The organism is Rhizobium sp. CB2179, assembly GCF_057653455.1.
In genome coordinates this window covers 400,241-412,415 of sequence record NZ_CM172781.1, presented here as the reverse complement: position 1 = coordinate 412,415, position 12,175 = coordinate 400,241, and the positions used below count along the sequence as shown (strand labels likewise).

7 protein-coding genes and 1 tRNA gene are annotated in these 12,175 nt (G+C 62.0%); 2 read left to right on the top strand and 6 right to left on the bottom strand.

All coding sequences use genetic code 11. The features are described from left to right. Nucleotides 1-52: 52 nt before the first annotated feature. Nucleotides 53-129, bottom strand: a tRNA-His gene (locus tag AC244Q_RS02040). 130 nt (nucleotides 130-259) lie between these two features. Next, nucleotides 260-709: a phasin gene (locus AC244Q_RS02035; RefSeq protein WP_113546486.1), complete on the bottom strand. Its 450-nt coding sequence runs from the start codon at nucleotides 707-709 to the stop codon at nucleotides 260-262. A 214-nt stretch (nucleotides 710-923) separates the two neighbouring features. Between AC244Q_RS02035 and AC244Q_RS02030 the strand changes: the two genes are divergently transcribed. Then, nucleotides 924-4,781 (top strand): ATP-binding protein, encoded by a 3,858-nt coding sequence (locus AC244Q_RS02030; RefSeq protein WP_113546487.1) that lies wholly within the window; start codon nucleotides 924-926, stop codon nucleotides 4,779-4,781. 215 nt (nucleotides 4,782-4,996) lie between these two features. Here the strand turns inward: AC244Q_RS02030 and AC244Q_RS02025 are convergent, their stop codons facing one another. Further along, nucleotides 4,997-6,949 carry an acetoacetate--CoA ligase gene (locus tag AC244Q_RS02025; RefSeq protein WP_113546488.1) on the bottom strand — a complete coding sequence of 651 codons (1,953 nt, stop codon included), beginning with the start codon at nucleotides 6,947-6,949 and terminating at the stop codon, nucleotides 4,997-4,999. 275 nt (nucleotides 6,950-7,224) lie between these two features. On the opposite strand from AC244Q_RS02025, the gene AC244Q_RS02020 reads away from it, so the two are divergent. Then, complete coding sequence (locus AC244Q_RS02020; RefSeq protein ID WP_113546503.1) at nucleotides 7,225-9,117, top strand: AsmA family protein; 1,893 nt, start codon at nucleotides 7,225-7,227, stop codon at nucleotides 9,115-9,117. Between the two features lie 89 nt (nucleotides 9,118-9,206). Here AC244Q_RS02020 and AC244Q_RS02015 read toward each other — a convergent pair whose 3' ends face one another. Genes AC244Q_RS02015 through AC244Q_RS02005 form a run of 3 tightly spaced genes read right to left on the bottom strand, consistent with a single transcriptional unit; the run spans nucleotide 9,207 to nucleotide 12,087 of the window. Continuing rightward, nucleotides 9,207-10,025: an ABC transporter permease gene (locus AC244Q_RS02015; RefSeq protein WP_012756111.1), complete on the bottom strand. Its 819-nt coding sequence runs from the start codon at nucleotides 10,023-10,025 to the stop codon at nucleotides 9,207-9,209. A gap of 3 nt (nucleotides 10,026-10,028) precedes the next feature. Further along, nucleotides 10,029-10,940: an ABC transporter permease subunit gene (locus AC244Q_RS02010; protein ID WP_012756110.1), complete on the bottom strand. Its 912-nt coding sequence runs from the start codon at nucleotides 10,938-10,940 to the stop codon at nucleotides 10,029-10,031. A gap of 4 nt (nucleotides 10,941-10,944) precedes the next feature. Next, entirely contained in the window at nucleotides 10,945-12,087 is a 1,143-nt protein-coding gene (locus tag AC244Q_RS02005; protein ID WP_012756109.1) for an ABC transporter ATP-binding protein, read from the bottom strand. Nucleotides 12,088-12,175: the final 88 nt, after the last annotated feature.

Genomic DNA, 12,175 nt, shown 5'->3' with positions numbered 1-12,175 from the left:
TGGGTTCCATCGAAACGATAGGACCAGTTTCTCATTCTTGACGTGGGGGAGATGGTACGGTTGGGGGGTCTCGAACCTCCGACCTCAGGTGCCACAAACCTGCGCTCTAACCAACTGAGCTACAACCGCATAAATCGCGCTTGGCGCGACGGGGGTCACATACGAGGACTTGGAGATGAATTCAAGCCCCATTCCTCGTCAATATACAAAAAGGCTGGACGCGAGGTCCAGCCTTTTATCTGTGATCGGTAAAGACCGATCAGGCAACCTTGAAGGAAGCCATGGCCTTTTCGGCGGCGTCCTTAGAGGGCTTTGCGAGCTTCTCGGCCACCTGCTTGGTGGTTTCCTGGATCGACTTCGCCTGCTCGACGGTGAGTTCCGCCTGCTTGCGGATGAACGAGGTCTGCAGCTCGAAGAATTCGGCCGGCGACTTGACGCCGAGCAGCGCTTCGAAGTGCGACAGCGAGTTCTCGGAATTGATGCGCAGGATGTCGATCGCCTTCAGGCCGATCTCGACGCTGCCGGTCTGTGCCGTCTGGACGGTGGCTTCCAGCGTCTTGCCGGCTTCCTCGCCAGCGGTCTTCAGCTTGGCATAGGCATCCTTCGACTGCTGAGCGCCCTTTTCGGCGAATTCACGGAAAGATTCCGTGAACTTGGACGGGTCGAAAGAAGCAATTGAAAAAACGTCGTCGGTCTTTATGGTAGCCATGGGTCGCATCCTTTGGGTTGAGGCAGCCGCTGCCTGCGATTAGTTGGATGATGCTTATATAAGACATTCTATTGTGCATTGCAACAATTATTGTGCAATGCACAAGACGTTAACCTTTCCGGCCGAAAACCCCCTCCTCTTCTGGACCGGCATGCGCCTCGCAGTTATTAATAAGCCGTTAATTTAAGAAGGCCGACAGCGACAAGGTTCGAACATGCCCGCAGTCCAATATCCGTTCATCGATATCGCCGTGCATGCACGGGTACGGGAACGCTTTTCACGCGGCGAGGCCATGGTGCTGTTTTCGGCCGATCTCGCCCGTCTGCTCTGGGCGAACGGTGCGGGTGCCGAGCTTTTCGGCCATTCGGCGGTCTATGATCTGCTCGATCAGGGGGTCGACCGCGCCGACATCACCTTCCGCCAGCTGGAAACCGCCGCGGGCCAGCTGACCGATATCGGCGACAGCCGCAGCCTGATGATCCGCGTCGCCAAGGGCTTTCAGCGTGCGCAGGTGCAGGCGGCCGCTGAACTGATCCGACTTTCCCAGGGCGAACAGGCCATCCTGTTTTCAGTGCCGGTCTCGGCAAAACCACTCGCGGCCGGCGCATCGGCAGCCCAGATGCTGCAGGGGCTCGATGATCCCGACACGCATATGGCGGTGATCGGCGCCAATGGCGAGGTCATCGCCGCTTCGCCGGGCTTTGCCTCGCTCGGGATCTCCGAGCAGTCGGCAAAGACCTTGATCAACCTTGCCGGCGCGCATCCCGACCGGCTGGTGAAGCGACCTGTCGCCACCGACAGAGGCAATCTTCCGGCCGCGGTCGGCAAGCTCAGCGACGATCCGGCGCTCAATCTGCTCTTTGCTGTTGAGACCGCGGTCGGTCATCTCGACCCGGTCGACGCGCCGGCACCCGAGCCTGTCGATGCGCCCGCGCTCGATCCAGTCGATGCGCCCGCACAGGAAGAAAGCGCGCCGCCGACGGAGGTGATTCAGGACGAACCCGTCGCCGCTACAGGCTTCACCGAAATCATCGACGCGGTCTCGGGGATCGAAGAGGTCGAGGAGGCGCTCGAGGAGATCGCCGGCGAAAACGAGCAGCCGGCTGAGATAGCTGTGGCATCCGCAGACGAGGCGATTGACGGGATGGATCCTGCCGGGGACGCGGAGCCGGACAGCGACGACGGCGTGATCGATAGCAGCGCGGATGAGACCACCGAGCCCGCCGCGGTCATCGAAGACGATGTGACTTCCATTGCGGAGACGGTGGAAACGGCGACGACGGCGGAACCGCCTGTTGAAGCCAGCGAAACGCCTATCGAAGACACGCCGGAAGCGGTCCACGAAGAGCCAGCCATCGCAACGCCTGTGGTCCCGGACGCTACCCCTGCCCCGCAGCTTGCGGCTGAGCCCGGCTTCGTTTTCAGGCCGAATAGCCGCGCCACGCGCTTCGTCTGGAAGATCGACGCCGAAGGCCGGTTCAACGAGGTCAGCCACGAATTTGCCGCGGCCGTCGGTCCGCATGCGTCCGACATCATCGGCTCTGCCTTCGGCGATGTCGCCGCCCTCTTCAATCTCGATCCTGACGGCAAGCTTTCTGAGGCGCTCGCCCGCCGCGACACATGGTCGGGCAAGACGATCCTCTGGCCGGTCGAAGGCACCAGCCTCGTCGTTCCGGTCGATCTGGCGGCACTGCCGACCTATACCCGCAACCGCGACTTCGATGGTTTCCGCGGCTTCGGCGTCGTCCGGCTTTCCGACGCGCAGGAAGATCCGCTGGCGCTTGGCCTGACACTCGGCCCTGATGGTATCGGCCATGATGCAGCGAGCCTCGGCCCGCCCGCCGAGACCATTGCCGAGGTGGCGCACGAAGCGGAGACAGTGCTTGAAGAGCCCCTGATCGATCCCTCCCCGACGCAGGAGGTCGAGGATCAGGCGCTTACGGCAAGCGAACCACAGGCGGAGCCAGCGCCGGAAGAGATTGCCACCGAGCAGGCGGCCGAGATACCTGCCCAAGAAAGTGCTGCCGAAAAAGCGGAAGGCAGCGCCGATGCCGGCGACATTTCCGCCGCCGAGCCGGTAGCGGAACTTCCGCAAGAGCCGCCGGCGCTTCGGATTTCGGAAACGCCTAATCGCCGTTTCTCCGACAAGATCGTTCAGCTCCACAACACCGGTGCCGGACTGACGGCCGCCGAACAGGCCAATTTCCGCGAGATCGCCAAGCGCCTCGAAGCCTTCGGCACCAACAAGGACGAGCCCGCCGCCCCGGCGCCGATGGAACCCAACGCCACGGAAACGGCCGCCTTCAACGAGGCCTCCGGACCCGAAGCGTTCGGGGCCGAAACACCCACCGCCGACCAGGCGGACATACCGTCGCTCGAGGAGATCGCGCCGCAGGAGGCGATCTTCGAGAATGCCGTTGAGGCGGAGCGCGAAGACGACGGCGCCACCGAAGAGCCGGCTGTCATAGTCGAGGACGAGGCGACGGAAGGGCTGGAGGAGACGGCCAGCCAGATCGAGGTTCTCACAAGCTTCATCCCGCCGCGCATCAAGATGACGGACGGGCTTTCGGTGGGCACGGTCGACCAACTGCCTGTTGCCGTGCTCATCCATATCGGCGATGCGCTGATCCACGCCAATCCGGAATTCATGCGGCTGACGGGCTACGGTTCGCTCGACGCATTGCGCGAGGTAGGCGGCATCGAAGGTCTGCTGCAGCGCCGCGAACTCGAGGAGAAGGCCGCGGGCTCCGGCACCATGATGCTCGTCAAGGCCGATGATACGCTGGCGCCGGTGACCGCGCGGCTGCAATCGGTGCGCTGGGAAGACGCCAACGCCCTGATGCTGGCGCTGATGCCGGTGGAAGGCAAGGAAGATGGCCGCGGCGACGCAAACCGTTTCGACGGTCGGTCCGAAGACCGCCCCGAGCGGATGGTCGAGAAGGTCGCTAAACTCCAGGTCGAAGTGGAGGAATTGCGCTCGATCCTGGAAACGGCGACCGACGGCGTCGTCGTCATTGGCACCGAGGGCGACATCCGCTCGATGAACCGGTCGGCCAGCGCGCTTTTCAATTACGACGAACAGGAGACGCGCGGCAAACCCTTCGTCATGCTGTTTGCCCATGAGAGCCAGAAGGCAGTCATCGACTATCTGAACGGCCTCTCCGGCCATGGCGTGGCAAGCGTGTTGAACGACGGACGCGAAGTGATCGGCCGCGAGGCCGCCGGTGGCTTCGTGCCGCTGTTCATGACGATGGGCCAACTCACCTCCTCCAACGGCTATTGCGCCGTCATCCGCGATATCACCCAGTGGAAGCGCACCGAGGACGAGCTGCGCAACGCCAAAGGCGCGGCCGAAACCGCCAACGCCCACAAGACCGATTTCCTCGCCCGCGTCAGCCATGAGATCCGCACGCCGCTCAACGCCATCATCGGCTTTTCCGACATGATGGCCGGCGAGCGCTTCGGGCCGATCGGCCATCCCCGTTATATCGAATATGCCAACGACATCGGCCGCTCCGGCCGGCACGTCCTCGATATCGTCAACGACCTGCTCGACATCTCGAAGATCGAGGCGGGCGAGATGGATCTCGATTTTGCCGCCGTCGGCCTCAACGAGGCGGTTTCCGAAGCCGTGGCTCTGGTACAGCCGCAGGCGAACGGCCAGCGCGTCATCATCCGCACGGCGCTGTCGCAGGCAGTACCCGAGGTCGTAGCGGATCTGCGCTCGATCAAGCAGATCGCGCTGAACATCCTGTCGAACGCCATCCGCTTCACCCCCTCAGGCGGGCAGATCGTCGTTTCGACGTCCTATGAGGCGAATGGCAGCGTTGTCCTCAGGGTCCGCGATACCGGCATCGGCATGACGCGCAGCGAACTCGACCAGGCGATGAAGCCGTTCCGGCAGGTCTCCTCGACCCAATCTCGTCATCGCGGCGACGGCACCGGGCTCGGCCTGCCGCTGACCAAGGCGATGGTGGATGCCAACCGGGCGACCTTCACGATCAATTCGGCGCCGAACGAGGGCACGCTCGTCGAGATCACCTTCCCGTCGCAGCGCGTGCTGGCCGGTTGATAAAGAAAAGGCAGCCAAGAGGCCGCCTTTGAATTTGGTGCTGTTCAACAAGAGCTCAGTCGATCAACGTCATGTTTCGGAGGCCGGAAGGCCCCGGACCGCATCGTTCATGTGCGGCCCCCAAGTTAGCTTCACCTTTGACAAACCTTTCTTAACGAAAGGTTTCCATGACAGGAGATTGATAAAGGGTGAAAGCTTGTAATCTACGATCGCCGTCAATCCCTCAGTTCGCTTAGCCCGGCGAAGAGGCCCAGCGCCTCTGGATTGGCAAGCGCTTCCTGGTTCTTCACCGGCCGGCCGTGAACGACCTCGCGCACGGCAAGCTCGACAATCTTGCCGGACTTGGTGCGGGGGATATCGGCAACCGCGATGATCTTCGCCGGCACATGCCGCGGCGAGGCGCCGGTGCGGATGCGGGTCTTGATCGCCTTGACGAGATCCTCGGTCAGCGTCACATCAGGGGCAAGGCGGACAAAAAGAATGACGCGTACGTCGTCGTCCCAGTCCTGGCCGATGCACAGCGCCTCGGCCACCTCCGCCATCTGCTCCACCTGATTGTAGATCTCGGCCGTGCCGATGCGAACACCGCCAGGATTGAGCGTCGCATCCGAACGGCCGTGGATGACCAGGCCGCCATGCTCCGTCCATTCGGCGAAATCCCCGTGGCACCAGACATTGTCGAACCGGTCGAAATAGGCGGCGCGATATTTGGCGCCATCAGGGTCGTTCCAGAACATCACCGGCATCGAGGGGAAGGCCTTGGTGCAGACGAGTTCACCCTTCTCCCCGCGCACCGGTTTGCCGTCATCGTTCCAGACATCGACCGCAAGGCCGAGGCCGGCCCCCTGGATCTCGCCGCGCCAGACCGGCTGCAGCGGATTGCCGAGCACGAAGCAGGAGACGATATCGGTGCCGCCCGAGATCGAAGCGAGCTGCACATCCTTCTTGATGCCCTCATAGACGAAGGTGAACCCTTCCGGCGACAGCGGCGAGCCGGTGGAGGTCATCAGCCGCAGGCTGGAGAGATCGTGGCTGACGCGCGGCGTCAGCCCGCCCTTGCGCACCGCATCGATATATTTCGCCGAGGTGCCGAAGATGGCGAATTTTTCGGCCTCGGCATAGTCGAACAGCACGTTGCCATCGGGGGCGAAGGGCGAGCCGTCGAACAGGCAGAGCGTCGCCCCGCTGGCAAGACCGCTGACCAGCCAGTTCCACATCATCCAGCCGCAAGTGGTGAAATAGAACAGCTTCTCACCCGCCTGCAGGCCGCAATGCAGCCGCTGCTCCTTGAGGTGCTGCAGCAGCGTGCCGCCGGCCGAATGCACGATGCATTTCGGCACGCCTGTCGTGCCTGACGAAAAGAGGATGTAAAGCGGATGCGCGAAGGCAAGCCGCGTGAACTCCACCTCCCTCGCCTCATAGGGCACGACAAAGGCCTCAAGCGTTAAAGCCCCCGGCGTCTGGCGCGCCACGGCCTCCGCATCGCCGGCGTAATGGACGATGACTGTGGGGACACTCAGACTTTTTGCGACCGTGGCTACCTTGGCGCCGACATCCTGCAGCTTGCCGGAATACCAATAGGCATCACAGGCGATGAACAGCCTTGGCTCAATCTGGCCGAAGCGGTCGAGCACACCCTGCTCGCCGAAATCGGGCGAACAGGACGACCAGATGGCGCCGATCGAGGCGGCGGCGAGCATGGCGGCGACGGTCTCCGGCATGTTCGGCATCATCGCGGCGATGCGGTCGCCCTTGCCGATGCCGCGTGCTGCGAAGGCCTGCTGCAGCTTCGAGACCAGCGCGCGCAGCCGGTCCCACGACCAGCGGTCCTCGGCCTTGTCCTCGCCGCGGAAGATGATCGCATCGCCCTCGCCGCGGCCAGACAGCAGGTTTTCGGCGAAGTTCAGCGTCGCATCGGGAAAGAAGCGGGCTTCCAGCATGCGGTCGCCATTGGCAAGCACCTCTGCGCCACGCTCCCCCTGCACGCCGCAAAAATCCCAGACGGCCGACCAGAAATTCTCCCGCTCGGCCACCGACCATGCATGCAGATCCTCAAAGCCCGAAAGAGAGAGCCCGAAGTCGGCATTGCAGCGCTCCATGAAGGCATGGATCGGGCTTTTTGCAATGGCATCCTCCGAGGGCACCCAAAGTGGTCTGTTATCCTGCATTCAATCCTCCTCCCCAATGCCGTCCTTATATCATGCTGCATTGCATTATAAAGCGCGGAACCGACGCGATCCGACGCCTGGAGTATGATGTCGAAAAGTGTGAGCGATTTTCGGACGACATCATGCTCCAACTATTTAATTGAAAGTGCTACAGCGTCCTTTGCGCGTCTGAAAAGACGCGCGGCGCTGTCGGGATTTGCATATGCCTGATATTTCCTATATCCGGCAAAATCAGCGCATAACGGGATGACCGGCTGAATTTGCCGGCGGAGATCATGAGCACGTCAAGACATCGCAGGTGGCGCAGGAAGATCGGACCCGTTTCGCGCTGGCTTCCGGCCTTCGCCCGCCTGTCGACGGTATTCCTGCTGATCGCGCTGGCGCTTTTCGTGGCGCTCAGGGTTGCCGCACCCTATCTCATCTCGACCGGCTTCGTGCGCTCCGGCATCGAGGACGCGCTGTCGAAATGGACGGGCTACCATGCCGAGATCAAGGGTAGTCCGGTTCTCGAATTCTGGCCGACACCGCGCATTACGCTGAACCAGATCACCATCCGCCAGCCGCGCGAAAGTGGCGATAAGCTGCTCGGCAGCATTGAAAGCCTGTCGGCGGATTTCAGCCTCATCGATGCGTTGCGAGGCCGGACGAGCTTCCACGAATTCCACTTGGTGCGCCCCAACCTGGCGCTGACGCGCGACGAAAAAGGGCTGATCGACTGGAGTTATGCCGGCCTGCTCGCACGCGCGATCAGCGGCGTACGCTACGAAAACGGAGCCGAGGTGCTCGATCCCGATCTCGATGCCGAGATCGGCGCGGTGACCGTCGAGGACGGCACGCTTGTGGTCACCGACATCAAGTCCGCCAAGACCTATCATTTCGACAGCGTCACCGCAGATATCGCCTGGCCGAGACTATCCGGCGCAATCTCGTCGGTCGTCATCGCCCGCATCAACGGCCAGGACCTGAAAGTCGATTTCGCCTCGCGCCAGCCGCTGCTCGCCTTTGCCGGCAGGAATGCCGAGACACGGACGTCGCTCACATCAAACCTGTTGACGGCGCACTTCCAAGGCATTGCCAGCATCGCCAACCTTTCGGCCCTTTCCGGCAATGTCACAGCCAGCATTCCCGATGTGCCGGCACTTCTGACATGGTCGGGCAAATCGATCCCCGGCATCGCAACGTTGAAGAGCGCCTCGCTGGAATCCGACATCATGTCGTCGGGTAATGGGCTGCGTTTCAACAATCTCAGCCTCTCGTTGAACGAAGCGAGCGCCACCGGGGTAATGGACCTTTTCACCCAACCCGGCAAACGACCGAAAATCGGCGGCACGCTCGCCTTCGACCAGATGAACCTCAAGCCCTTCCTCGACGCCTTCGCGCTCCGCCTCGCGGCCGGCGAGGCGGAGGAAATTTCCGCCGGCATCAGCGGACCATTGCGGCTGCTCGATATCGACCTCAGGCTTTCGGCGCGGCGCGCGCAGATGGGTCTCTTCGAGCTTTCCGACGTTGGCGCCAGCGTGATCGTTGCCGGCGGCGAAGCGAAATTCGATATTGGCGACAGCCAGTTCGAAGGCGGTGAAATGACCGCGCATCTGGAAGCGACGCAGCGCGACTTCGACGGCGGCGGCAAGCTGCGGCTGTCGATCCGCGATGCCGACTTCGCGGCCCTTGCAGAACGCCTGCAGTTGAAAGGTCCGCTGCCGCTTGCGACAGGATCGATCGATCTCGACCTGCAGTCGCCCAAGGCGATCTGGACGACCGGCCTTGCCGACGTCACCGGCAAGCTGCACTTCTGGACCGGGGAAGGCACGATTCCCGGCATCGATGCCACGGCACTTCGGACGCAGGCAGCCGAAAAGCCGTTCTTTCCGCTGAGCGCGGCAGCAGGCGGCGCCTTCGCCTTCAGCCAGTTGAACCTACAGGCCGATTTCGCCAACGGCTCCGCCGAGATCCATGACGCCCATATCGCCGGACCCACACAGACACTGACGCTTTCCGGCATCATCACCTATCATTCGAACGGGCTGGCACTTTCCGGATCACTGGATGCAACCGATCCGGCCAAGGCGGCGGAGCTGCCGCTTCTGCCGTTCTTCATCGGCGGCTCATGGCCGAACCCGGTGATCTCGCCGGTTCCGCTATTCGGCAATACACCCCACGCGCAGTGAAGCATGTCGCGCAAAACTGTGCAGCGGTTTCGCGATAACGACATGCGCAAAATAGAGACATAGAGCGCGAGGAGCACGCGCTTTAGACCTCACGCACCGGCCGCAGCGGCGCGCTCGTCCCTCTGTCGCTGCGTTTCGCGGCGCTTGGTGATGATCGAGGCGCAGATGACGCCGAGGGCGACGATGCCGATCAGGATCGTGCACACCGCATTGATCTCGGGCGTTACGCCGAGGCGGACCTGGCTGTAGATCCTCATCGGCAGCGTGGTGGCGCCAGGCCCCGACGTGAAGCTTGCAATCACCAGATCGTCGAGCGACAGGGTGAAGGCCAGGATCCAGCCGGAGGCGACGGCGGGCGCGATGATCGGCAGGGTGATCTCGAAGAAAGTCCGCACCGGCGGCGCGCCGAGATCCTGAGCCGCTTCCTCGATCGAATGATCGAAACTCAGCAGGCGCGACTGGACGACGACGGCGACGAAGCACATGGTCAACGTCGTATGCGCGAGCGTGATCGTCCAGAAGCCGCGGTCGAGACCGATCGCGACGAAGAGCAGCAGCAATGACAGGCCGGTGATGACCTCCGGCATGACGAGGGGCGCATAGACCATGCCCGAAAACAGCATGCGTCCGCGAAAGCGCGTGTAGCGCACCAATGTCAGCGCCGCCATCGTGCCGAGGATGGTTGCAAACGTTGCCGACAGCAGTCCGACGCGCAGCGTCACCCACGCAGCGTCGAGCAAGGCCTGATTGCTCATCAACGAGACATACCATTTCGTCGAGAAGCCGCCCCAGACGGTCACGAGTTTGGATTCGTTGAAGGAGAAAATGACGAGAAGCACGATCGGCAGATAGAGGAAAGCGAAGCCGAGCGTGACGGAGACGATGTTGAAACGGGTCCATTTCAGCATGGTTTATTTCCCCCGCTCTTCGGCCTTGGCCTGGACATTCTGGAAGAAGACGATCGGGATGACCAGGATCAGCAACAGGATGGTCGCCACCGCCGAGGAGACCGGCCAGTCGCGATTGGAATTGAACTCGTTCCACAGTGTCTTGCCGATCATCAGCGTCTGCGACCCGCCGAGCAGATCGGGAATGACGAATTCACCGACGGCCGGGATGAAGACCAGCATGCAGCCGGCCACCACGCCGGGGATAGACAGCGGGAAGGTGATGCGCCAGAAGGCTGTGATCGGCGGGCAGCCGAGATCCTGCGCAGCCTCGATCAACGTGCCGTCCATCTTCTCGAGCGCCGAATAAAGCGGCAGCACCATGAAGGGCAGATAGGAATAGACGATGCCGATATAGACGGCGGTATTGGTGTTCAGGATGATCAGCGGTGTATCGATCAGGTGCAGCGACAGCAGCAGCTGGTTGAATAGGCCCTCCGGCTTGAGGATGGCGATCCAGGCGTAGACGCGGATCAGGAAGCTCGTCCAGAAGGGCAGGATGACGAGCATCACCAGCGTCGGCCGCAGGCCACGTGGCGCCTGCGCCATGCCGTAGGCGATCGGATAGGCGATCAGCAGCGTCAGGAAGGTGGAGATCCCGGCGATCACCACGCTCGACACATAGGCGTTGAAATAGAGCGGGTCGTCGGTGAGGTAGGTGTAATTGTCGAAAGAGAATTCGCCGATCTTGCTTAAGAGGCCGGCCCAGCCGTCGGCGAAGGAGAAGACAGGCTCATAGGGCGGCATGGCGATCGCCGTCGTCGACAGCGAAATGCGGAAGACGATGAAGAAAGGCGCCAGGAAGAAAAGCAGTAGCCAGGCGTAAGGGATGACGATGACGAGGCGATTGTAGAGGCCGGAAGTGAACTTGCCCATGATGTCAATCCTTCAGCAGGACGCCGGCATTCTCGTCGAAGGAGACCCAGACTTCCTGATCGTAGGTGAAGGGGTCGTCGACGGAGCGCTGCGCGTTGAGGGAGGATGCCTTGACGACGTTGCCGCTCTGCAATTTCACATGGAAGACGGTCATGTCGCCGAGATAGGCGATGTCCCAGAGTTCGCCCCTCGCAGCGTTGACCGACGCGTTGGCGGGAGGCGTGCGCCCGACCCGCATCTTTTCCGGCCGGATGGCAAAGCCGACGGCGCTGCCTGCCGAGGGAGTCTCGGCGGCGGCGACACGCACGCTGAAGCCGCTGTCGACTGATATCTCGACGGTGCCGTTGCCCGATGAGGCGACCTTGCCGTCGAAGATGTTCACGTCGCCGATGAAATCCGCGACGAAACGGCAATTCGGCGCCTCGTAGATCTCGGCCGGCGTCGCCACCTGCACGACCTTGCCGTGGCTCATGACGGCGATACGGTCGGCCATGGTCATCGCCTCTTCCTGATCGTGGGTGACGACGACGAAGGTGAGGCCGAGATTCTGCTGCAGGTCCATCAGCTCGAACTGGGTTTCCTCACGCAGCTTCTTGTCGAGCGCGCCGAGCGGTTCGTCGAGCAGCAGCACCTTGGGGCGCTTGGCGAGCGAGCGGGCCAGCGCGACGCGCTGGCGCTGGCCGCCGGAAAGCTGGTTCGGCTTGCGGGATGCAAATTGCTCCAGCTTGACGAGCTTCAACATCTGCAAGACGCGGTCGGTCATCTCGTCCTTCGCCATGCCGTCCTGTCTCAGGCCGAAGGCAATGTTCTTCTCGACCGTCATGTGCGGGAAAAGCGCATAGGACTGGAACATCATGTTGACGGGGCGCCTATAGGGCGGCGTGCCGGCCATGTCGGTGCCGTCGAGCACGATTTCGCCCGAGGTCGGCTGCTCGAAGCCGGCGAGCATGCGCAGAAGCGTCGACTTGCCGCAGCCCGAAGCGCCGAGCAGCGCGAAGAACTCACGGTGATAGATGTCGAGCGACAGGTTGTCGACGGCGGTGAAATCGCCAAAACGCTTGGTGACATTCTTGATCGATATGAAGGGCTTGGCGGACGGATCGGTCCAAGGTGCGAAAGAGCGGCGAATATTGCCTAAAGACTTCATATTGTTCCCCGAAAATACATTATTTTCTTTTGTTCTCGGCTTTTGTTCCCGGCTTCACCCGACTGGAATCGTCAAAAAAAGGCCCGGA

Excerpts from the sequence above, each read along its gene's own strand:
- AC244Q_RS02025 (WP_113546488.1), bottom strand. The coding sequence starts at position 6,949 with ATGCAGGATAACAGACCACTTTGGGTGCCCTCGGAGGATGCCATTGCA.
- AC244Q_RS02020 (WP_113546503.1), top strand. The coding sequence starts at position 7,225 with ATGAGCACGTCAAGACATCGCAGGTGGCGCAGGAAGATCGGACCCGTT.
- AC244Q_RS02035 (WP_113546486.1), bottom strand. The coding sequence starts at position 709 with ATGGCTACCATAAAGACCGACGACGTTTTTTCAATTGCTTCTTTCGAC.
- AC244Q_RS02030 (WP_113546487.1), top strand. The coding sequence starts at position 924 with ATGCCCGCAGTCCAATATCCGTTCATCGATATCGCCGTGCATGCACGG.
- AC244Q_RS02010 (WP_012756110.1), bottom strand. The coding sequence starts at position 10,940 with ATGGGCAAGTTCACTTCCGGCCTCTACAATCGCCTCGTCATCGTCATC.
- AC244Q_RS02005 (WP_012756109.1), bottom strand. The coding sequence starts at position 12,087 with ATGAAGTCTTTAGGCAATATTCGCCGCTCTTTCGCACCTTGGACCGAT.
- AC244Q_RS02015 (WP_012756111.1), bottom strand. The coding sequence starts at position 10,025 with ATGCTGAAATGGACCCGTTTCAACATCGTCTCCGTCACGCTCGGCTTC.